The sequence below is a fragment of the Bradyrhizobium sp. UFLA05-89 genome (genome assembly GCF_059803475.1).
Genome location: NZ_JBANBA010000086.1, coordinates 1 through 21,730, shown reverse-complemented (window position 1 = coordinate 21,730; position 21,730 = coordinate 1). Strand labels below are relative to the sequence as shown.

The following is a 21,730-nucleotide window of genomic DNA, read 5'->3' as shown; positions in this document are numbered from 1 at the left end:
AGGGGAATGGACTTAAAACTTGAGACGACCCAATCCGGCTTCGCAATCTCCATTGGTGGCCACCGGGTTCTTGCACACAGTGCCGCAGCGCCATGTTTCTTCGTCGGTCAAGGGCACGATAGCATCGCGATGCATCGCGGTCACTTCGAGATCGAAGATCGCCTTGCTGAACGCTGTCCGCTAGCGCATGCCGAGACGGATGGCGAAATGATCGTGTTTGCCGCTGCCAAGGGGCAGCCCCCGCGCCTGGCTGTCACGCTCGAGGGCAATGCGCTGGTGCTGCAGGCCCTTGAACCATCCGTGAATCGATTTTGGCTGCGTGTCGTTGCCGACCGGGATGAGAACGTCTGGGGCGGAGGCGAGCAGTTCTCCTACTTTGATCTGCGCGGGCGGCGCTTTCCGTTGTGGGGCTCGGAGCCAGGCGTCGGGCGCGACAAGAACACCGAAATCACATTCAAGGCGGACGTGGCGGGCCACGCGGGCGGCGACTACTATCACACGTACTATCCCCAGCCGACTTATCTCTCATCGGCGCGCTATGCGCTGCACGTCACGACATTCGCCTTTAGCGCGCTCGATTTTCGCGATGATTCGTTTCACGAGATTGAAGTCTGGGCCGTTCCGGAGCGCATTGAGCTGTTTGCCGCACCCTCGTTCGTCGAACTGGTGGAGATCCTGTCCAGCCGTTTTGGGCGTCAGCCGCCACTCCCGGAATGGATCTACAGCGGTGCGATAATCGGCTTAAAGGATGGAGCGAACTCGTTCGATCGCCTCGCGAAGATGCGTGAGGCGGGCGTCAAGGTCGCTGGTCTGTGGTGCGAAGACTGGGTCGGGATTCGGCCGACTGCATTCGGCGCGCGGCTGTTCTGGGACTGGCAGGCAAACGAGACGCGGTATCCGGGCCTGCGACAGCGCATCGCTGAATTGAACAGCGAGGGCATCCACTTCCTCGGTTACGTGAATCCGTATCTTTGCGACGATGGTGCCCTGTTCAAGGAGGCCGAGGATGCGGACTACTTCGTCAAAGATGCTTCAGGGCGAACTGCCCTGATCGATTTTGGCGAATTTCACTGCGGCATCGTTGATTTCACCAATTCAGACGCCGCGGCGTGGTTTTCCGAAGAGGTCATAGGCGCGAGGATGCTCGACTATGGCTTGTCCGGGTGGATGGCCGATTTTGGCGAGTATCTACCGGTTGAGGCGCGTCTCGCCAGCGGTGTCGACGCAAGGCTGGCGCACAACCATTGGCCAACGCTATGGGCAGAAGTCAACGCGAAGGCGGTGGCGAGTCGCGGCCGGACAGGTGAGGCAGTGTTCTTCATGCGGGCTGGCTTCACAGGCATACAGAGGTCGTGCCCGTTGCTCTGGGCCGGCGATCAATCGGTTGACTTTTCGCGGCATGACGGGTTGGTCACGGTCATCTGCGCCGCGTTGTCGTCGGGACTGCTCGGCAATGCGTTTCACCATTCCGATATCGGCGGCTACACGAGCCTGTTCGGAAATGTCCGCACGCCCGAACTTATCATGCGCTGGACCGAGATGGCGGCATTCACGCCGGTGATGCGTAGTCACGAAGGCAACAGGCCCCGTGACAATTTGCAGATCGACGGCGACCCCGTGGTCCTTTCGCATTTTGCAAGAATGACGGCGATCTACGTTCAACTCTCGCCCTATCTCAGGAGATTGTCGCTGGAAGCAACCCGCCGGGGCCTCCCGGTGCAGCGTCCGTTGTTCCTGCATCACGAAGAAGACCGGCGCACCTACGGCATTCAGGATTGCTATCTCTATGGTCGGGACGTGCTGGTTGCGCCCGTCTGGCAGGCATCACAAGTTGAGCGGAAACTCTACCTTCCGGCGGGGACTGACTGGATTCACCTCTGGACGGGCCAGTCATTTGCTGGCGGCCAGGAAATATCGATCGAGGCGCCGTTGGGACGGCCCGCGGTCTTCTATAGGGCAGATACCGAATTCGAAACGCTGTTTGTTGGACTTCGGGACTTATAGTTCCGCTTTGTACGTCGAGGTAACCCATCGGCAGCACCAGCATTTGTATGAAGCGCGCGGCCGCCCGGAAACCACAGTGTGAAGCCGGTCGACGACCGAGCCAACATGCGCTCGCTGCAACTCAGATCTCCTCCGCGACCAGTTTGAGGGCGCCGGCAATTCCTGTCGCCACGACAAGGATCACCGCCATCCCGATCATGCCGGCGTTGAAGGAGCCGGTTGCGTCCTTCAAAAGGCCGACCATATAGGGACCCACGAAACCGCCGAACGCACCGACAGAGTTGATGAACGCTATTCCCCCGGCCGCCGCGGCGCCCGTCAGGAAGCTCTGCGGGATCGTGTAGAAGACAGTCCGCGCGGAGATCGTTCCGACCAGCGCCAGTGTCAGGCAGGCCAGGGCCGGAGCGAGCGAGGTGAAGACGACCGAGAGGGTCAGTCCAAGGGCGCCAAGGATCAAAGCGGCCATGAGATTGTAGACCTTCTGACCTTTGCGATCCACGAGACGCGCCCAAAACAGCATGCCTATCGTTGCGAAGAGGTAGGGAACAGCCGAAAGCCACCCGACTTCCATGTTGCTCAGACCGTGCCCCTTCAGGATCAAGGGCAACCAGATGCCTATGCCGTAGGAGCCGATCGTGAAGGCGAAGGTGACCGCCGTGAGCATCAGCACCCGCGAATCTTTCATTGCGGCCCACAGGTTCTTTTTTGGCTTGTCGTGCTTGTCGCCGGCAAGAGCGGACAGAAGCGCTTGTCGCTCCTGAGGCGTGAGCCATTGAGCCTGCTCGGGCCTGTCGGCGAGCAGAACGAGGCACAGAATTCCGAGCACGCATGCTGGAAGGCCTTCGATCAGAAACATCCATTGCCAGCCTGCAAGCCCCCAGAATCCATCCATGCCGAGGAGGGCCGCCGAGATCGGACTGCCCAGCAGCGAGGATAGCGGCGTCGCAGCCATGAACAGGGCGAGCACGCTCGTCCGGTGCTTCGCGGGAAACCAGATCGAGATGTACCAGATCACGCCCGGAAAGAAGCCGGCCTCGAATACACCGAGGAGAAAGCAGATCAGGTAGAAGCTGTACGGTCCCGTCGCAAACGCAGTCGCCGCCGCAGCAAGGCCCCACGTGATCATGATGCGGGCCAGCCAGCGACGCGCACCGAACCGGTACATCATCATGTTGCTCGGGACTTCCAGAAGGCAGTAGCTGAAGAACAGGATTCCGGCGCCCCAGCCGAATTGAGTGGCGCTCAATCCGATATCCTTGTTCATTTGCAGTGCAGCAAAGCCGACGCTGGTGCGATCGAGGTAGTTGAAGAGATAGGCGAGACCCAGAAGCGGGACCAAACGCCAGGTGTTCTTGGAAATGGCACTTGCCAGCAGTCCCGCATCGGGACTTCCATCCGTGAATGATCTGTTGGCCGTGATTTCGGTCATCCGCTGGTCCTCCCTGCTATCCGGGCCGGTTACCCTGACGGGGCCCAGCCGTGTTAGGCTCGACATGCCAGATCGAGCGGACAAGGGTCCAATCGCTAATGTTCAAGAACCGATAACCGGGAGGAAGAAGTGGACCTTCGCGACCTCACCTATTTTGAGGTGATTGCCGATTTGGGCCATATGGGCCGAGCTGCCGACAAGCTCGGCCGCACTCAACCAGCTCTGACAAAATGTATCCAGCGTCTCGAAGAAGCCGTGGGCGCCGATCTGTTCGAGCGAACAGGGCGTGGGATCACCCTCACGCGCGTCGGAGAGGTCCTCCTGGCACGCGCGCGACGAATGCGCGAGGCGATGGAGGAGTCGCTGCGCGAGGTCACCGATTTCGCCGCCGGCGCGGCAGGTCGCGTCAGTATCGGCTGTGGCGCCACGATGGGGGAATACCTGCTGCCGCAGATATGCCGGGCCATCATCGCCGATGCGCCTGGACTGGCGATCGAAGTGCAGATTGGAATGAGTGGCGTCGTCAGGGCAGCGCTTCGCGAGCGGACCCTCGATCTCGCGATTGGACCGATACTTGCCTCGGACGAGCAGGAGTTCAGGCACGAAGCGTTCGGCATGGACGAAGTGGTCGTCGTCGCAGCAAAGGATCATCCACTTTGCGGCAAGCGGCTCGCCATTGAGGATCTGGTCGCGTCGAAATGGGTGCTGCCGGCCCGTACCGTCGCCATGCGTCAGTGGCTCGACAACGTATTCGAAGCGCATGGTTTGCCGCCGCCGATCGTCCAGATCGAGACCAACTCGATCACGACGTTGCCCAAGCTGATCGCCGACACGGCGCTGCTCAGCTTCACGTCCACGCGAAACCTTCATCCGCTTCGACTGGGCAGCCAGCTCGACCGTTTGATGATCGACACCACGACGATGCGAAGGCCGCTCGGCTTCGTCACGCGCAGGGACGGCTATCTCTCTCCGGCCGCGCAGCGGGTCGTCGGCCTGCTCAAATCCAAAGGGCGCGATTTCCTCGAGCAGGTCACGTTGCCGGGCATGACGGACGCCTCCGACGCAGTGCCGCCCATCGTGGTCAGTCGGGCGGAGCGAGTCCATAAACGCGTGAGACAGTCCCACTGAACAGGCTCTGGCGGTCGCTCTCGCTTGCGTGACGCGTCAGGCGTTTGAATGCATTCCACGCCGATCCATATCCATACGAGCCCTTGTCGACCGGAAAATTGCTCTCGAACATGCATCGTTGCGGGCCAAATGCTTCGATGCAAACCTCAATGTAGGGCCGCCAGACTGAGGCGAGGACTTCCGACGTCGGCGGGATCTCCCGCATGTCGAATCTGAATCCGTTGATACGCATTCCGAGGCCGCCGAGCTTGACGCAGACGTTCTCGCATCTTGCAAGATCGCGGATCGCGCCCGACCACGCGGCGAAAATGTCGTCGCGCCGATCCTTGTAAGCTCCGATGCCGACGATCCCGCCGAGATGATCGAGCACGATCGTTGTTTGCGGGAACGCCCGCGCGAGCTCGGTCAGTTCGGGGGTTTGCGGGTGGAACAGCCATGCGTCGAAGACGAGCTCCAATGGCGCCAGTCGCGCAAACCCGGCTCGAAACGCGCTGTCGCCGAGGAGGCCGGGCGGACCGGCGCTCAGCGGATTCATCAGGCTTCGATCGGTGTCCCACGCGGCTACGTGCCGAATGCCGCGAAATCGGTCGGGAGCGGCGGCGACGTGGGCTTCGAGCACCGCCGTCACTTCGTCTCCGAGACGCAGATCCGCGTGACCGACAATTCCGGCACAAAGGCGCCGCGGACCGTAGTTGCCGCTCGCGCTCATGGCCGCGACACCATTGATGAACTCGGTTTCGCCGACGACCCGCATCGCAGTTGGTCCGCCGGACCTGTACATCGCCTGGCACTGCATGAAGACGCTTGCCGTGACGTTATGACCGCTTCCGGCGATGTCGGCGAGATATTCGTCGAACAGGTATCTCCAGTTCTGCCTGTCCCAGAGATGATGATGGGCGTCGATGATGGGCAGATCAGGTTCGAGCGCCTCCTCGAAGCCGCGCGCCAGCCAGTCCGGCCGCACGGCGAGATAGTTGCCGCCTCCCGACCGAGAGGCGGAGCCGCTGCCTTCGGTTTGGTTTTGAGTCATTTTGCGAAATCCCGAGGAGCGGGCCCGGTGTAGCGATAGGGAATACCCGGCGGCATGGGTCCCTTGATCCGTCCGCCTTGCTGCGATTGCTCCCATGCATGCGCGAGGATGCCGACCGAACGCGAGAGAATGAACAGGCCACGACCCAGCGCGGGCGAAAAGCCCAGCTCCGAATAGATGACGGCGGTGGCCCCGTCGATGTTCATGGGGATCTTCCGACCCTTGCGCCGCTGCATCAAGTCTTCGACCCCGTGGCCGATCTCTGCAAAGCGCCCGGTGACCACGTTATGCCCTCGCGCTGCATCGACCAGCTCGAGTAGCCGGGGTGATCGGGGATCGATCGGATGAAAGCGGTGTCCGAAGCCGGGCACGATCTTTCCGTTCGCTGCGACGAAGGCGTCGAGGCCCTGTTCGATGGCTGTTTTCAACTCGGCACCATCATCCTGAAGACGCGCGATTTCGGCGTACAGCTCCATGCATTGTTCGCCGGCGCCGCCGTGCACGTCGTCGAGCACGTTGATGGCCGAGGCCATCGCGCCATTCAGAGGAAGGCCACATGTCACGGCCATCCGTCCGATCGCGATCGACGGCGCCTGGGGACCGTGGTCCACGGCGGCGACAAGCGCAGCTTCCAGGAGTGCTCCTTGCTCAGGGGACGGCAGCTCGCCCTTCAGCATCAGCCATATCATTTGCGGGAACGACACCCGGCCAATCAGTTGCTCGATCGGAAAGCCGCGAAACCGGATCACGCCCGGCTTCATGTCGATAATGCCGGTCGACCACCATTGGGTCGCCGTTTGCAGCAGGTCTGCGGAGCCTTGATCGGTCATGAGTCTCTCCTCGATCGCTTGTCAGGTGCTCGACGTCTCGGCGCGTGCCTTCAGATCCGGCATCTTGACCGACTCCTTGACCGTCGGCCGGTTGTCGAAGGCGACAACGCCGTGCTGGCCGAACGCTTCGATGTCGCCGTGCTCGAAGCCGAGCTGCCTGAGCCACTTCTCGGTGTGCTGGCCGAGGCGGGGTGGCGGCAACGGTTCCGGATAATCCGTCTCGAGTCGGAAGCCCGGACGGGTGACACGCATCGTCTGGCCGCCTGACACTTTCGCGCTCAGGCTTTCGACGAACTTGCGGCCGACGATCTGCTCCTCCTTGAGCACCTGCGGCACGCTCAGAACGCATCCAGCCGGAACGCCGTTGGCGTTGAAAAGCGTCTCCCATTCGGCCGCGGATTTGGCGGCGAGGGCGACTTCAAGCTCCTGCTTCAGAGCCGCGCGATGGTCCTTTCTCGCCTGCCGCTCGCTAAACCGCGGATCGGACTTCAGCTCCGGTTTTCCGACGATGTCGCACAGCGCCTCATACTGCTTCTGCTCGTTTGCCGCGATGTTCAGCGGCCCGGAGCCCGTCGTGAAAGTGCCGGACGGAGCTGCCGTGAAGTTCTCGTTGCCGATCGGTTGCGGATCGACATTGCCGTTGAGGTGGTTGGAAACCACCCAGCCCATCGCAGCCAGGGTTGATTCAAGCAGCGAGACATCGATGTGCCGCCCGCGTCCGGTCTGCCGTTGTTCCACGAGAGCGGCCGTGATCGCAAAGGATGCGGTGAGACCGGCAATCGTGTCGGCAATCGGAAAGCCGGTGCGCAAGGGGGCGGTGTTGGCATCGCCCGTGACGCTCATGACGCCCGAAAGTCCTTGAACGATCTGATCGTAGGCGGGTCGGCCCGCCCAGGGTCCGTCCTGCCCGAAGCCGGAGATCGCGCAATAGATGATGCGCGGATTGCGCCTTGCCAGCACCTCATAGCCGAGCCCCAGCCGTTCCATGACCTTCGGGCGAAAATTCTCCAGCACGACGTCGGCCGTTTCGACGAGACGAAGGAATATCTCCTTGCCTTGATCGGCCTTGAAATCGATGGCGACGGATTGCTTGTCCGCGTTGACGGCGACGAACGACAACCCCATGAGATTCTTCGCCATCGCCGGGTCGGCGCCGAGTCGGCGCGCAAGATCGCCGCCCTTTGGATTTTCGATCTTGATGACCTCGGCGCCGAGACGTGCAAGCTGATAGCCGCAGAACGGACCGGCGAGCACGTTCGAGAGATCGAGGACGCGAATGCCGGCGAGTGGCAATGTCATGTGTTGTGCTCCGGATATGTGAATTGACGCTCGACAGAAATCAGACCAGTCCAAGCCAATGCCACCAGGTCGCGGCGCACAGGGCGTAGAGAAGGCAGGCGACGATGCAGACGACGACACCGACTTTCGGGAAATCCTCGACGCGCAATCGGCCCGTTCCATAGACGAGGATGCTTGGCAGGGTGTTGTAGAACATGAGGAGCGGATAGCCGCCGATGATCATGCCGGCCGGCAGCGCCAGCGCGACCGGATTGACACCAGCTGTTCCCGCCATCGCCAGGATGATCGGCAGCAGGGCCGTCGCCATGGCGGTCGTGCCGACGAACATCACGTGCATGAACTGCACGATGAACATCACGACCACGATGACGATCAGCGCCGACGAACCGGCCAGGCCGAGCGCGAGGAAGATCGAATTGGCCAGCCAGTTGGCGGCGCCTGTCTTCAGAAGGATGTCGCCGAGCGAGACTCCGCCGCCCGCGATGAGCAGCACCTGCCAGGAGACGCCCTTGTTGGCATCGTTCCAGTCGATCACGCCGAAGCGAGGCAGAAACAGCAGACAGGCGCCCATCAGGCAGACGACTGTCGTGTCGAGCCCGGTCAAGCCCTGCGTCGCCCACAGACAGGTCACCAGGGCGAAGACGGTCAAGGCGCGCCATTCGGCGGAAGACATCCCCCCCATTGCGGCGAGATTCTGCGAAATCCGCGCGTCGGCCTGCTCATGACCGGCCTTGAATTCCGGCGGAAAGACACGCTGGATGAACCACCAGGTGAACATGGTCATGACCAGCGCCGGAGGGAATCCGTAGAGCAGCCATTCGGCGTAGGTGATCGTATGGCCGCTCGTCTTCGCGACGAACTCGACCGTCACGGGGTTCGGCACCGTCGCCGTCAACACGCCGGCACCGATCGTCGCATTCGTCATCGTCAGGGTCAGGAGCAGATTGATTGCAAATGGCGAACGCGCTCCGGCTCCGAAGATCGTCAGAATGCTGAGGCACTCCGGCAGGAGGATTGCCGTGCGCGCCGTCGATGACGGAACGAGAAACGCAAGCGCGATATTGACGAGCGTCACCCCGAGCGTAATCCGTGTCGGTTCACTGCCGAACCGCGCCAGAATGATGTAAGTGATGCGCTCCGCAAGCCGGGTCTTCACCATGGCGGTCGCGAGAATGAAGGCGCCCACGATGAGGTACACGGGCGAGGCGGAGAAGCCGTCAAGCGCGGTCCGAAGCGTAGCCGTTCCGGTCAGGACCGCAAGCGGTACAACCATCAGGCTGGCAATGGCCAACGGCATTGCCTCGGTCAGGTAAAGAACGAAAATGCCGCCAAAGAGCGCAAGCGCCTTGTGTCCCTGCAAGGACAGCGATTCCGGCGTGGGACTGAACCAGATGGCGGCCGCGATCACGATGGCGAGGGGAACGCCGATCGCCCTGAGCGTGGCCTCCAGCGATCGAGGCGCGTGCTCGCTGCCCGCCGCGTGAGCGTGAGATGACACGTGTTTCTCCCTGTCGAAGCATTCGGCGATGGATCGGTGCCATCACGGATTTGGGGCCGTGCTTCGCCGTGGGATTAACTCGCGAACCAAACCTGCGTCCAATTGCAAGTTTTCAGGAGATCATAACTGGCGGGAATGTGCTCGGCCGGCCGATGTCTCGCCGCTACGAGTGCGGCAGCGTCATCGCGCAGATGGAGGCGATCCGAGCCGGGCATGGGATCGGTAGCAGTCAAGTCCTCCTTTGAGTTGGATTGATCGCGATACCGGCTCGAGCTACGTGCTGCGATACCAACTCGCCAGATTCCACGTCGTGACGTCCCAACCCGAGATGTCGGCCATGAGGTTGTTGACGCCGGCGCCGACGATGTTGCGTGAGAGGAGCGGCAGGAACACGTTTGCCTCGCAGAAGGTCTCGTCGACCTTGATCAGCAGCGCGGCGCGCTTGACCGGGTCGAGCTCGTTCTGCGCGGCCTTGTAGGCCTTGTCGGCCTCTGGATCGGACCAGCGCGAGATGTTTCGCCCGAGCCATTTGTTCTCCTTGTTGGCGATCTCCCACGAAACGCACTGGTTCAAGAACCGCTCCGGATCGGGCTGCGGCTGCGTCGTGTTGTACATCTCCATGTCGGCATAGAATTTCGAGTAGGTATCGGGATTGCCGACGTCCGACGAGAAGAACACCGATGCGGTGACCGACTTGAGCTCGATCTCGATGCCTGCGCGCTGGCAGGCCTGCTTGATGATGGCCTGCGTCTTCTGGCGCGGGGCGTTGATCGAGGTCTGGAAGACGAATTTGAGCTTCTTTCCGTCCTTCTCGCGGATGCCGTCCGCGCTCTTTGTCCAGCCGGCCTCGTCGAGGATCTTGTTCGCCTTGTCGACGTCGAACGCGTATTTGAGCTTACCCGACTTGAACTGCGCAGGCTGGTTGACGAAGCTCGCCGTCGCGATGCCGCCCCGGCCGTAGATGAATTTCTGGATCGCCTCGCGATCGATCAAGAAGTTGATCGCCCGGCGAACGGCCGGCTCGGACAGCGTCGGGTGCCTGGTCTTGATGCTGGAACGCTCGCCGTCGACCTCGGTCCACGGGTCCGTCGTGTTGAGGATGATGAACTCGACGTTGCCGGAGGGCGTGACGTCGACCTTGCCCTTCCCACCGGCCTCCATGCGCTTGAGGACCTCATCCTCGACCAGCAGGTTCCAGGCATAGTCGTATTCGCCGGTCTGCAGCACTGCGCGTGCGGCGGAGACCGCGTCGCCGCCACCCTTCACCTCGAGCGTGTCGAAATGCGGCTGGTTCTTGACGTGATAGTCGGGGTGGCGTTCGGCCCGGATCATGTCGCCCGGCTTGAACTCGACGAACCTGTATGGGCCGGTGCCGACCGGCTTCAGATTGCCTGGCGCTTCGCGCGACTTCGCGCCGACATAGTTGCCGAAATGGTGTTTTGGCAGGATCTGGCCGACCGCGCCGACGAAGGGGTCGGCCCAGAACGGGGTCGGACTCTTGAACTTCACCTTGACGGTGTGGTCGTCGATCTTCTCGACGGTGATGTTCGTGTAGGATCCCGTGGTGTACGCCGCGGTCGCGAGATCCGCGGCGTATGTCCAGGTGAAGACGACGTCGTCGGCGGTGAAGGGCTTGCCATCGTGCCATGTCACGCCCTGCTTCAGCTTCCACGTCACGCTCATGCCGTCCGGCGCAAGGCCGCCGTTCTGCTTGCTCGGGACCTCGGCGGCGAGGCAGGGGATGAGGTTGCCCTCCTTGTCCCAGCCGGCGAGCGGCTCGAAGAAGATGCGCGAGGCGATCTGGTCCTTGGTGCCGAGCGCGAAATGCGGATTGAGCAGCGTCGGGGCCTGCCAAAGCAGGATCTTGAGCGGGCCGCCGCCGCCGGCCTTGGTCGGCTTGTAGTCAAGCGTGGCGTCCGCCATCGCCACGTCGTTCCAGGCCAGGATCTGGCTCGCGGCCGGCGCTGCGATGCCGATCGCAGTCATTGACTGGATGAACGAGCGTCGCGACAGCGTGCCTTGCTTCACCTCCGAGATGAGCCCGCGGATTTCGTTTTCGTTCATCGGATGACCTCCACCTCAAAGAAAACCCGTCACCGGTTGAATCCCATCATGTTTCATCAAGGCGGGGGCGGCAATGCCGACAAGGCCGGGAAACCCTGCGGCGAAACGGCGATCAGCGAATGAGTGAACTCGCGCAGCCATGACGACGTTGAGACCGGACGCATGAAGGCTGTGCAATCTGCGCGAGGCCGCTATGCTCTCGGTTCCCGACATCGCTAATCCGTTGCCCTTCACAGCCGCGCTTCATTATATTGTCTCGGCAATTGCGACCGGAGCAGCCTGCTCGGCGCCCCCCGGCGAGGACCACGCGATGGATGATACGATTGGCTACCCCGATCCCGGCCTCGACCTGTCGGACGGTTTCAAGCCGCACACCTCGCACTGGGGCGTGTTCTCGGCGCGCAACGGCGAGGCCGGGTTGGAAGTCAGGCACTATGCGGGGGATCCCGATCCGAGCGGCATTATCGACAATTTCCCCGGCGCGCTCCGCCACCAGGCGCGCGTCGCCCAGCCCGCGATCCGCCGCGGCTGGCTCGAGCGCGGGCCCGGCCCCGACGATCGCCGCGGCCGCGACGAGTTCGTCTCCGTCAGCTGGGAGAAGGCGCTAGACCTCCTTGGGGACGAGCTGACGCGCATCCGCGACACGCGCGGGCCCTCGGCTATATTCGGCGGCTCCTATGGTTGGGCGAGCGCGGGCCGCTTCCATCACGCGCAGAGCCAGGTGCATCGCTTCCTCAACATCGCGATGGGCGGCTATGTGCGGTCGGTCAACTCCTATTCCTCAGGCGCGTCCTCGGTGCTGCTGCCGCAGATTTTGGCGGGCTACGAAGACATCACCAAGCGCAACGTCACCTGGGAGCAGATCGCGACCGAGACCAAAATCGTGCTGGCGTTCGGCGGCATGGCGCTGAAGAATTCCATGGTGGCGGGCGGTTCGATCAGCAAGCACGTCGAGCGCGGCGCCATGGACGCTGCGCGCCGGCGCGGCTGCGAGTTCATCCTGGTCAGCCCGCTCCGCGACGATCTGCCGGTGGAGGCCGGTGCCGAATGGATGACGTGCGTGCCCGGCACCGACACTGCGCTGATGCTCGGCATCGTCCACACGCTGGTAGCCGAGGGCTTGCATGATCAGGCCTTCCTCGATCGCTACACCGAAGGCTGGCCGGTCTTCTTGCGCTACCTGACCGGCGAGAGCGACGGGCAAGCCAAGAGCGCCGAATGGGCCGCCGTGATCTCTGGCGTCAATGCGCCCACGATCCGCAAGCTCGCGCGTCGCCTTGCCGGAAAAAGGGCGCTCATCACCGTCTCCCATTCGTTGCAGCGCGCCGAGCATGGCGAGCAGCCGGTGTGGATGGGCATGGTGCTGGCCGCAGCGCTCGGCCAGATCGGCCTTCCCGGCGGCGGCTACGCCTATTCGTTAGGGGCGATCGGCTATTACGGCCGGCGCGTCAACGACGTGCCGGGGCCGACGCTGGGGCAGGGGCGCAACGGTGTCGCCGATTTCATTCCGGTGGCGCGCATCGCCGACATGCTGCTCAATCCTGGAAGCACCTATCGCTACAATGGCGAGACGCGCATCTATCCGGACATCCGTCTCGTCTATTGGGCCGGCGGCAATCCCTTCCATCACCACCAGGACATCAACCGCCTGCGCAAGGCCTTCGCGAAAGTCGATACGCTGGTCGTGCACGAGCTCGCCTGGACCGCGACGGCCCGCCACGCCGATATCGTCCTGCCCTCGACAATGACGCTCGAGCGGGAGGACATCGGCTATTCCGCCAACGATCCCTTGATGGTCGCCATGCACGGGATCGCCGAGCCGTTTGGGCTGGCGCGTGACGACTATGAGATATTTGCCGATCTCGCCGATCGTCTCGGGGTGCGCGAACCCTTCACCGAGGGGCGCAACGCGCGGCAATGGCTGCAACATCTCTATGAGCCGACCCGTGCCTCGCTGGCCAAGCGCGGCCTCGAAGCGCCGAGCTTCGAGGAGTTCTGGCAGCGCGGCAGCTTGGTCGTGCCGCAGCAGCCCGACGACGGCGGCAGGCTGCGCCGCTTCCGCGAGGATCCGGTCGCACACGCTCTGCCGACGCCGAGCGGGCGCATCGAGGTTTTTTCGGCGAAGATCGCAGGCCATGGCGATGCGGATTGTCCGGGCCATCCGGTCTGGCTCGAGAAGACCGACGTGCCGACGCCCGGCTCGCCGTGCTTCCTCGTCGCCAACCAGCCGGTGACGCGGCTGCACAGCCAGCTCGACTTCGGCGGACATTCGCTAGGCGCAAAACATCGTGGCCGCGAGGCCGCGCGCATGAACCCTCGTGACGCGGATGCTCGCGGGATCAAGGACGGCGACATCATCCGCCTGTTCAACGCGCGGGGCGCCTGCCTTGCCGCGGTCCATGTCACCGACGGCATCGCGCCCGGTGTAGTCCAGCTGCCGACCGGCGCCTGGTACGACCCGATGGATCCGGAGGAAGAAGCGCCGCTTTGCGTTCACGGCAATCCGAACGTGCTCACCCGCGACATCGGCACCTCGTCCTTCGCGCAAGGCTGCACCGGCCAGCTCACGACCGTCGAGGTGGAGCGGTTCACCGGCAACCTGCCCCCGATCCGCGCGTTCGACCCGATCTAGCGGACGCCGCTGCCAACAGGTCAAAGCCGCGGATCGGCATGGAAGACGCCGACCGCCATCGGTTGCATTCAATGTCGAAATTGAATTGATCGATGCCCAATAACTAGTCGATCGCACGCGGGGTGTCTTCTAGGTTCGAGGCGATGGCGGAACGAGCCGCGGGAAAACCGGGGCCGGGCCAGAGGCTGGGCAAAATGCCGAGGCGCCAGCTCAAGGGAGGATTTGATGCGCGAGTCGAACCTGCAGGCGTTCACCAAGGCGTCCACCCGCTATCGGTGGGTCATCTGCGCCTTGTTGTTCGCCGTGACCACGATCAACTATATGGATCGCAATATCCTCGGCGTGCTCAAGCCGACGATCCAGAACGATCTGCATTTCAGCGAAACAGATTTCGGCAACATCATCTTCTGCTTTTCGTTCGCCTACGCTTTCGGTTATGCCGGCATGGGGTGGCTGACCGACAAGATCGGAATTCGCCTCGGTCTTGCCGCAGCCGCCATCCTGTGGTGCCTCGCATCCATGGCGCACGGCCTGGTCGCATCGGTCGCCGGATTCATGGTCGCCCGCATCGTGCTCGGCCTCGGTGAGGGTGGCAACTTCCCGACGTGCATCAAGACGATCGCCACATGGTTCCCGGTGCGGGACCGTGCCTTGGCAACCGGCATCTTCAACAGCGGCAGCAATGTCGGCGCGATGCTGGCGCCGCTGATCGGTGCACTGGTCGTGAGCCTGTCCAGCTGGCAGGCAGCCTTCTACGTGACCGGCGCGATGGGGCTGATCTGGGTCGCGTATTGGCTGATCGCCTACCGCAGCCCGGCCGAACACCCCCGCGTGTCGCCGAGCGAGCTGGCCTATATCAACAGCGACCCCGAAGTCGCGACGGAAAAGGTCCCCTGGGCAAAGTTGCTGGCCTATCCCGGCACCTGGGTTTACATCGTTGGTGGTGTGCTCACCAACCCGGCCTGGTGGTTTTACAACAACTGGGTTCCGTCCTTCCTCAACAGCAAGTTTCACGTGTCGCTGATGGCGGTGGGCTTGCCGCTGGTGGTGATCTACCTGCTCACTGATATCGGCTCGATCGCGGGCGGCTGGATCTCGTCGACCCTGATCAAGCGCGGCACGGAAGTGTTCACCGCCCGCAAGATCACCTTGCTGGTCTGCGCAGCCTGCACCGTGCCGGTGTTTCTCGCGCCACAGTTGGACAGCATGTGGGCCGCAGTCGTCTTGATCGGCATCGCGATGGCGGCTCACCAGGGCTTTTCCGCCAATCTGTTCACGCTGGTATCCGACACCATGCCGCGCGGAGCGGTCGCTTCCGCGGTCGGGCTCGGAGGCGGCATCAGTTCCGTGGCGGGCGCCTTTTCCGCCGCGGCCATCGGCCGCGTGCTCGACGCAACGGGCAACAACTACACCTTCGTGTTCTTCGCCTGTGCCAGCGTTTACCTGATCGCAACCGCGATCATTCACTTCGTCCTGCCGCGCACGAGGGCTTCGATGGTGGCGACCGACGGGGGGCTGGTATCGGTCAGCTGAGATCTGGTTCGGGCTGCGCCCGAGAAGTTTCGACCAAACTTCGCAAAACAAAAAGGCCTCGCCGAAGCGAGGCCTTCCTTGTTCGACCATGCCGGGTCTGCGCTAATCGTCCCAGTAGTGTCGGCGGATCACAACGCCGCGGTCGTAGTCGCGGTCATGATGGTACCAGCCATGATGCCAGCCGCGGTCGTGATCGTAGAAGCGCATGCGCGGACCATCATAGCGGTCGCCGTAGTAGTCTCGGTCGCCGCCAATATAGACCCCGAAGCCGGCTGCATTGGCGATGGTCGGGGCACTGATTGCAAGCGTCGCTGCCGCTGCAAGCGCGTAAGTGAGCTTCCTCATCGGTTCCTCCTTTGCATCGTTCGTGCAGGGGTCAACGACCGCCAGCATCAGCCGTTGCAGGAACGCGGCAGAAACTTTGTTGAATGGATGTTCAGGTTCCCCAAGCCTGATGGCGGGCCTCAGCCCGCCTTCGTGCCGGTGATGATTGCAAGCGCCTCGACCAGGCGGTCGAGATCGGCCTCCGTGGTGTAGAGCGCCGGCGTCACGCGGATGCATTGCCCCTTGGCAACGCCCGCGCGGCGCACGGTGTGCACCTTGAAGCCGTCCCGGAGCCTGGTCACGACGGCGTCGTTGTCTGCCTTGCTCGTCTTGCCGGCGAGGCGAAATGAGGTGATGGCGCCGTAGGAGCCGGCTTCGTCCGGCGTCAGGATCTCGATATCCCTGAACGCGCGGGCGCGGCTCACCCAGTAGTCGCGCAAATAGCGCAGGCGGGCCTGCTTGGCGGGTGCGCCGATCTCCTGATGCAGCGCGACCGCCGTCGGCACCGTCAGCACGGTCGCGAAATTCACGGTGCCGGTGTGCACGCGGGAGCGGATATCGCTCTCCGGATAGTCCTCGTCGCCCATGTCGCGGTCGATGTCGGCGAGGCGGTCTTTCCTGATGTAGAGGAAGCCGACGCCGAGCGGCGCGCCGATCCATTTGTGCAGGTTGAAGCCGACGAAATCGGCCTCGAGCTCGCCGACTTTGAACTCGATCTGCCCCGACGAATGCGCCGCGTCGACGATGGTGTCGATGCCCTTCGCTTTTGCCATGCGCGCGATCTCCGCGATCGGCATCACGAGGCCGGTGCGGTGGCTGACATGGGTGAGAAGCAGCAGCTTCGTCTTTGGATTGGCCTCGATCGCCTTTGCGTAGGCGTCCAGCACCGCCTGCCGGGTCGCCGGCTCCGGCACGTCGAACTTGACGACGTCAACGCCGCGTCGCGCCTTCAGCGCGTTCATCGCATACTGCATCGAATCGTAGTCGAGATCGGCATAGAGCACGGTGTCGCCGGCCTTCAGCCTGTTGTAGCCGCCGATCAGGAGCTGCAGCGCCTCCGTCGCCCCCCGCGTCAGCGCGATCTCCTCGGGCGCCGCGCTGACGGCTTCCGCGACCTTGACGCGCACGGCCTCGAAATCGGCACCAAAGCGCTGCCGCGCATAATAGGAATTCTGGGAGTTGACCATGTCGGTCTGGCGGATGAACTCGCGCCGGACGGGCTCGGGCATGACACCCCAATAGCCGTTCTCCAGGTTCACGACGTCAGGTGTCACGGCATAGAGCCCGCGCACCGCGTCCCAATAGGCCTTGTCGGTGGCGATCGCAGCCGCCGGCCCCGTCGGCGCTTTCGGCAAGCCTTCGGCGGCCAAGGCCGGCCCCGCCAGCGGCGCAACCGCAGCGGCCGCGAGCCCCTTCAGGATCGACCGGCGGTCGGACGACAACATCTTGAACAAATGCATCTTGAGCCCCCAAATTTAGCGCGGCGACCAGAGCAATGATCGACGAAGCCGAGATGACGAGACGGTGACCGTCCACTGATGTGGCGTCGATCCAGGGCTCAGGCGCCCGTAGGATGGGTTGAGCACTAGCGAAACCCATCATGCTGCATCGTCGGACAAACCTCGATGGGTTTCGCGACCGCTCTACCCATCCTACGGGTTGGCAGCCTCCATTGACGTCGCCTGCCCGAGACACGACATATCCTGCACCCCCGACCCGCCCCTCGGCCCAGGAGCACCTCATGAACGCGCCGCAAAACATCGATCCTGCTGCCGCGCTTCCGGGCAGCGAGGTCCTGCACTGGCTGACCAACGAGACGCGCGATCAGCGCTTCATCGACAATATCTTTGCCGAGATGTGCATCCGCCTCCAGCAGGCCGGCATTCCGGTCGCGCGGGCGACGCTGCATGTCGTGATCAACCATCCGCAATGGCTGGGCGCGCGCATGATGTGGGCCGATGGGATGCAGGGCGCGGAGATTTCGCGGGTCGATTACGATGTGCGCGGGCGGTCCGAATATATCGGCAGTCCCGCCAACGAAATCTACGACGGTGCAACCGAGGTGCGCGAGCATCTCGAACGGGACCCGTCAGAGCGGCGCAAGCACGCCGTCTACGACGAGATGCGGGCGAAGGGCCTGACTGACTATGTGGCGTGGCCGCTCTATCATACGCTCGGCAAGCAGCATCTCGTCACCTTCGCAACCGATCGTCCCGGTGGTTTCGACGATACGCATATCGCAGCCCTGAGGAGACTGATGCCGGTCCTCGCGCTGGTCAGCGAGATCCGGGTCAAGAACCGGCTGGCGCGCACCCTGCTCGAGACCTATGTCGGATCGCATGCCGGCGAGCTCATTCTCGCGGGCGCCACCAGGCGCGGCAGCGGCACGACGGTGCGAGCCGCGATCCTGATCTGCGACTTGCGCGATTTCACGCGCATCTCGGACAACTGGCCGCGCGACGACGTCATCGATCTCCTCAACGACTATTTTGACGCGATGTCCGAGCCGATCGTGCGGCATGGCGGTGAGATCCTGAAATTCATCGGCGACGGCCTGCTCGCCATCTTCCCGCTCAGCCAGCCCTCGGCTGGGGCAAATCTGCTGCGGGCCGTGAGCGAGGCCCGGCAGGCGATGGCTGTGCTGAACGAAAACAACAGCGTCACCGGCCGCGCGCCGCTGCATTACGGGATCGGCGCCCATGTCGGCGACGTCATGTACGGCAATATCGGCTCGCGCACCCGGCTCGACTTCACCGTCATCGGTCCTGCCGTCAACATGGCCTCGCGTCTCGAAACTCTCACCAAGCAATTTGGGCGAACCGTGCTGCTCTCGCGCGCCTTCGCCGATCTCGTGAAGAACGACTTCGAGCTGGAGCGCGTCGGCGAGCATCCGGTGCGCGGCTTCAACGAGCCGGTCGAGCTGTTTGCGTATCACGGCTGAAGATTGACCGGCCACTTGCGTCGGCCTCCCGGATTTCGCTGCGCGGTTCGGCGTGGCCGAAGACGCGCAATCGCCGGCGAGCGGGAAGCTGGCCGGCGACGCATCGCCATCAGCAGAGTGCCACCTTATTGCCGCGTCAGGCGAACCACGTCCTGCCTCAGCACGTAGAGCGAGACGGCGAGCAGAACGACATCCTTCATCAGGAAGGGCACGTTGCCCGTCATCGCAGGGAAACCTCCTGCGGCCATGTCCCAGCCTTCCGGCATGAACGGAATGATGGTGACCGTCGCAATGAACGTGCCGGTCGAGCCCAGGGCGCCGAGAATGCCGAGCCGCTTGTCCCAGAAGCCCGCGAGCAGCAGGGACCCGAACGTCCACTCGGAAACGCCCAGGAAGTAGCTGGCGCCGGCGTGGCCGAACACCGGGTACAGCCACCAGATCAGCGGCCCGTTGCTGATGAACGGGACCAGGCGTTCGAACTCGTACGGAAACCATTTCTGATATCCGAAGAAGAAGAACATGATCACCATCGAGGCGCGGACGACGTGATAGTCGAGATCGTCCGCGAGCAGGCCGGAGCTGTGCAGCACACGGACAAGGGAATTCTGTGTGGTCTTTTGAGTGGTCTTGGCAAGCACGGTCATGGTCGCGAGTCCTTCATTCAAGATCTGACTGCATGGTCGCTTCACGCGACTGCGGGGAAGTCGATCTCGGTGTCGTTGATGCGGTTGAACACGTTGGTGAAGACGGTGGTTGCGAAAGCCAGGCTGATCTCGACCAGTTGGGCGTCGCTGTAGCCGGCAGCCTTGATCGCGGCGAAATCCTCGTCACTGACGGTGCCGCTGGACCGAGCGAGCTTGCGCACGAACTCGACCAGCGCGTCTCGCTTGGCATCGCCGGTGGGCTGGCCTTCGCGGATCTGCCTGAGCTCCTCCGGCTTCACGCCGGCGAGCTTGGCGAGATAATTGTGGGCGGCGACGCAGTAGTCGCAGCCGCCGGCGGCGCTGATGACAAGCTTGATCACTTCCTGGTCGCGCTTGGTCAGGCTGCCCGCAGCGAGCACGGCGTCGGCGGCGAGAACCGACTTGAGCGCAGCGGGACCGTGGGCGGCAATGGCCGCAAACGTGTTTGGCACGCTGCCGACGGCCTTCTTGATCTGGGCATAGACCTGACCGGACGGGCCGGCGACGGTTTCGAGGTTGGGGACAGTAAGACGAGACATGGTGACACTCCTTCGTTGGGTTCGTGAACGATTGCGGAGTGACAATATGATCGCGGCTTGAGTCTTTGAATGTCGCAATAACTCATATATATGCTCAATCATCTCATTTCCCGGTCGGGAGGTCGTCGTGGATTGGCTTAGCCGGCTGTTCGAGATGATACCGGTGCACGGTCGCCTCGATCTGCGCTGCGCCTACGGTGCGCCCTGGCGCATCGACCAGGGGCCGGGCGAGGCGAACGAAATCCCCTATCACGCGGTTGTCGGCGGTTCGGCGCTGCTCGAAGATCCAGCGGGCGGACGGTCGCTTCACCTGGAAACGGGCGACATCCTGCTGCTTCCCGGCAATCCGCGCCATGTGATGCACGACGGGAGCGGCGCGCGGCCGAAGCCGGCACGAAATCGCCGAGAGCTCAATCTCGTGATCAGTGAAAACGCTGGCGGAGGCGAACGGCTTGACTTGCTGTGCGGACATTTCGCGATCGCGCCCCCGCACGATCGGTTTTTGCGCAGCTATCTCCCTCCACGCCTGGTCGTGCATGCCGGCGCGCGCGCGGTGCAAAGGGACACCGGTGCGCAGCTTGGCGGTCTCGTTGCGCTGATGCGCAGCGAGTCGGCGGACGATCACTTGGGTGGCCGTGCAATGCTCAACGCGCTTTCAACGGCGATGTTCGCGCTCGTGCTGCGCCTTGCAAGTGAGACCGAAGATGCGCCGCGGGGTCTCCTCGCGCTGGCTGGTCATCCTCGCGTGGCCCCGGCCGTCGCCGTTCTGTTCAACGAGCCGGCGCGCGCGTGGTCGCTGCCCGAGCTTGCGCGCCTGTGCAATATGTCGCGTGCCACGCTCGCCCGTCAATTCCAGGAGAAACTGGGACGGTCTGCAAGCGATCTCCTGACGGACATCCGCATGGCGCGCGCGGCGAACGAATTGCGGAAATCCTCGATCTCGACCGCAGGCGTTGCGGAGATAGCAGGATATCAATCCGAGGCCGCATTCCAGCGCGCCTTCAAGAGCCACATGGGCATCACGCCGGCGCAATGGCGAAAGGCGGCACAGGAACCAGCGAACCTTGCCGACCTGGGATTGGCGAAGGCTGCCGAAAGCCGTAGTCCGGATGGAGCCAAGCGCCGCCGTTCGGGATAACTGTATCGGCTCGCGCTCCCGGCTTCACCGTCATAGGCCCTGCCGTCAACATGGCCTCGCGTCTCGAAACGCTCATCAAGCAACTAAAGCGGGATGGGGTTAGGTTGAATCGATTTGGGATTCCCAAATCAGCTTGTTTCTGATTCACCATGCTGGCTGGACGGAGGCCAGCATGGATGGGCAAGCCGTACTCTCTGGATCTTCGCAAGCGCGTCGTGGCGGCAATCGAGGGCGGGATGTCCCGCAATCAGGCGGCCAAGCAGTTTGGTGTGGCGATCAGCACGGCCATCGGCTGGATGAAGCGGGTCGATGAGACCGGCAGCGTTGAGCCTGGTCAGATAGGCGGCTACAAGCCGAAGGCAATTTCGGGCGAGCACGCGCTCTGGCTGTCGCAGCGGATCAAGGACGGCGATTTCACCATACGGGGGCTGGTTGCCGAGCTTGCCGGACGCGGCCTGAAGGTCGACTACCACTCGGTGTGGGACTTCGTGCATGCCGAGAAGCTCAGCTTCAAAAAAAAGCGTGGCGGCTGGCGAACGCGATCGACCCGAGGTGGCGCGGCGGCGCCTCCAATGGACAAAGTATCAAGGTCGCGTCGAAGCTGAGCGGCTGGTCTTCATCGACGAGACCTGGACCAGAACCGATATGGCGCCTTTGC

At 63.0% G+C, this 21,730-nt stretch carries 16 protein-coding genes and 1 pseudogene; 7 read left to right on the top strand and 10 right to left on the bottom strand.

What is annotated here, in order from left to right; translation table 11 throughout:
• Positions 1-6 precede the first annotated feature (6 nt).
• Complete coding sequence (locus SO139_RS32835) at positions 7-2,004, top strand: alpha-glucosidase (protein ID WP_449382989.1); 1,998 nt, start codon at positions 7-9, stop codon at positions 2,002-2,004.
• A 121-nt stretch (positions 2,005-2,125) separates the two neighbouring features.
• Here SO139_RS32835 and SO139_RS32830 read toward each other — a convergent pair whose 3' ends face one another.
• The gene (locus tag SO139_RS32830) at positions 2,126-3,433 is read right to left on the bottom strand and encodes an MFS transporter (RefSeq protein ID WP_449382990.1); all 1,308 of its coding nucleotides are present in this window, start codon (positions 3,431-3,433) and stop codon (positions 2,126-2,128) included.
• A 129-nt stretch (positions 3,434-3,562) separates the two neighbouring features.
• Here SO139_RS32830 and SO139_RS32825 point away from each other — a divergent pair, with 129 nt between their 5' ends.
• Positions 3,563-4,561 carry a LysR family transcriptional regulator gene (locus tag SO139_RS32825; protein ID WP_449382991.1) on the top strand — a complete coding sequence of 333 codons (999 nt, stop codon included), beginning with the start codon at positions 3,563-3,565 and terminating at the stop codon, positions 4,559-4,561.
• Here SO139_RS32825 and SO139_RS32820 read toward each other — a convergent pair.
• The 5 genes from SO139_RS32820 to SO139_RS32800 all read right to left on the bottom strand — a co-directional run bounded on the left by SO139_RS32820 (position 4,515) and on the right by SO139_RS32800 (position 11,282).
• Complete coding sequence (locus tag SO139_RS32820) at positions 4,515-5,591, bottom strand: amidohydrolase family protein (protein ID WP_498541262.1); 1,077 nt, start codon at positions 5,589-5,591, stop codon at positions 4,515-4,517. The two genes, SO139_RS32825 and SO139_RS32820, sit on opposite strands and share 47 nt — an antisense overlap.
• Positions 5,588-6,421, bottom strand: a complete 834-nt coding sequence (locus SO139_RS32815; RefSeq protein ID WP_449382993.1) for a citryl-CoA lyase — start codon at positions 6,419-6,421, stop codon at positions 5,588-5,590. The genes SO139_RS32820 and SO139_RS32815 overlap by 4 nt, the downstream gene beginning before the upstream one ends.
• A 21-nt stretch (positions 6,422-6,442) precedes the next feature.
• Positions 6,443-7,720, bottom strand: coding sequence for a CaiB/BaiF CoA transferase family protein (locus tag SO139_RS32810; RefSeq protein WP_498541261.1), 1,278 nt, complete (start codon positions 7,718-7,720; stop codon positions 6,443-6,445).
• 40 nt (positions 7,721-7,760) lie between these two features.
• Positions 7,761-9,218 carry an SLC13 family permease gene (locus tag SO139_RS32805; RefSeq protein WP_498541260.1) on the bottom strand — a complete coding sequence of 486 codons (1,458 nt, stop codon included), beginning with the start codon at positions 9,216-9,218 and terminating at the stop codon, positions 7,761-7,763.
• 273 nt (positions 9,219-9,491) lie between these two features.
• Complete coding sequence (locus SO139_RS32800; RefSeq protein WP_449382996.1) at positions 9,492-11,282, bottom strand: peptide ABC transporter substrate-binding protein; 1,791 nt, start codon at positions 11,280-11,282, stop codon at positions 9,492-9,494.
• A 310-nt stretch (positions 11,283-11,592) separates the two neighbouring features.
• On the opposite strand from SO139_RS32800, the gene SO139_RS32795 reads away from it, so the two are divergent.
• On the top strand, positions 11,593-13,914 hold the full coding sequence (locus SO139_RS32795; protein WP_498541259.1) for a molybdopterin guanine dinucleotide-containing S/N-oxide reductase: 2,322 nt from the start codon (positions 11,593-11,595) through the stop codon (positions 13,912-13,914).
• 225 nt (positions 13,915-14,139) lie between these two features.
• Complete coding sequence (locus SO139_RS32790) at positions 14,140-15,447, top strand: MFS transporter (protein ID WP_449382998.1); 1,308 nt, start codon at positions 14,140-14,142, stop codon at positions 15,445-15,447.
• A gap of 102 nt (positions 15,448-15,549) precedes the next feature.
• On the opposite strand, the gene SO139_RS32785 is transcribed toward SO139_RS32790, so the two are convergent.
• On the bottom strand, positions 15,550-15,792 hold the full coding sequence (locus SO139_RS32785; protein WP_449382999.1) for a hypothetical protein: 243 nt from the start codon (positions 15,790-15,792) through the stop codon (positions 15,550-15,552).
• 119 nt (positions 15,793-15,911) lie between these two features.
• A complete protein-coding gene (locus SO139_RS32780; protein ID WP_449383000.1) occupies positions 15,912-17,231 on the bottom strand; it encodes an aminotransferase class V-fold PLP-dependent enzyme in 1,320 nt (439 codons plus the stop codon).
• Positions 17,232-17,512: 281 nt separating this feature from the next.
• Between SO139_RS32780 and SO139_RS32775 the strand changes: the two genes are divergently transcribed.
• Complete coding sequence (locus tag SO139_RS32775) at positions 17,513-18,712, top strand: adenylate/guanylate cyclase domain-containing protein (RefSeq protein WP_449383001.1); 1,200 nt, start codon at positions 17,513-17,515, stop codon at positions 18,710-18,712.
• 125 nt (positions 18,713-18,837) lie between these two features.
• On the opposite strand, the gene SO139_RS32770 is transcribed toward SO139_RS32775, so the two are convergent.
• The gene (locus tag SO139_RS32770) at positions 18,838-19,356 is read right to left on the bottom strand and encodes a YkgB family protein (protein WP_449383002.1); all 519 of its coding nucleotides are present in this window, start codon (positions 19,354-19,356) and stop codon (positions 18,838-18,840) included.
• A gap of 41 nt (positions 19,357-19,397) precedes the next feature.
• Positions 19,398-19,934, bottom strand: coding sequence for a carboxymuconolactone decarboxylase family protein (locus SO139_RS32765; RefSeq protein ID WP_449383003.1), 537 nt, complete (start codon positions 19,932-19,934; stop codon positions 19,398-19,400).
• Between the two features lie 154 nt (positions 19,935-20,088).
• Here SO139_RS32765 and SO139_RS32760 point away from each other — a divergent pair, with 154 nt between their 5' ends.
• Both SO139_RS32760 and SO139_RS32755 read left to right on the top strand, forming a co-directional pair.
• A complete protein-coding gene (locus SO139_RS32760) occupies positions 20,089-21,072 on the top strand; it encodes an AraC family transcriptional regulator (RefSeq protein WP_449383005.1) in 984 nt (327 codons plus the stop codon).
• Positions 21,073-21,248: 176 nt separating this feature from the next.
• Positions 21,249-21,730 (top strand): annotated as a pseudogene (locus SO139_RS32755) (IS630 transposase-related protein); the annotation flags it as partial.

Bases quoted from the DNA above. Each gene is read 5' to 3' on its own strand.
- SO139_RS32835 (WP_449382989.1), top strand. From the start codon at position 7: ATGGACTTAAAACTTGAGACGACCCAATCCGGCTTCGCAATCTCCATT.
- SO139_RS32830 (WP_449382990.1), bottom strand. From the start codon at position 3,433: ATGACCGAAATCACGGCCAACAGATCATTCACGGATGGAAGTCCCGAT.
- SO139_RS32820 (WP_498541262.1), bottom strand. From the start codon at position 5,591: ATGACTCAAAACCAAACCGAAGGCAGCGGCTCCGCCTCTCGGTCGGGA.
- SO139_RS32815 (WP_449382993.1), bottom strand. From the start codon at position 6,421: ATGACCGATCAAGGCTCCGCAGACCTGCTGCAAACGGCGACCCAATGG.
- SO139_RS32810 (WP_498541261.1), bottom strand. From the start codon at position 7,720: ATGACATTGCCACTCGCCGGCATTCGCGTCCTCGATCTCTCGAACGTG.
- SO139_RS32800 (WP_449382996.1), bottom strand. From the start codon at position 11,282: ATGAACGAAAACGAAATCCGCGGGCTCATCTCGGAGGTGAAGCAAGGC.
- SO139_RS32795 (WP_498541259.1), top strand. From the start codon at position 11,593: ATGGATGATACGATTGGCTACCCCGATCCCGGCCTCGACCTGTCGGAC.
- SO139_RS32790 (WP_449382998.1), top strand. From the start codon at position 14,140: ATGCGCGAGTCGAACCTGCAGGCGTTCACCAAGGCGTCCACCCGCTAT.
- SO139_RS32785 (WP_449382999.1), bottom strand. From the start codon at position 15,792: ATGAGGAAGCTCACTTACGCGCTTGCAGCGGCAGCGACGCTTGCAATC.
- SO139_RS32780 (WP_449383000.1), bottom strand. From the start codon at position 17,231: ATGCATTTGTTCAAGATGTTGTCGTCCGACCGCCGGTCGATCCTGAAG.
- SO139_RS32775 (WP_449383001.1), top strand. From the start codon at position 17,513: ATGAACGCGCCGCAAAACATCGATCCTGCTGCCGCGCTTCCGGGCAGC.
- SO139_RS32770 (WP_449383002.1), bottom strand. From the start codon at position 19,356: ATGACCGTGCTTGCCAAGACCACTCAAAAGACCACACAGAATTCCCTT.
- SO139_RS32765 (WP_449383003.1), bottom strand. From the start codon at position 19,934: ATGTCTCGTCTTACTGTCCCCAACCTCGAAACCGTCGCCGGCCCGTCC.
- SO139_RS32760 (WP_449383005.1), top strand. From the start codon at position 20,089: ATGATACCGGTGCACGGTCGCCTCGATCTGCGCTGCGCCTACGGTGCG.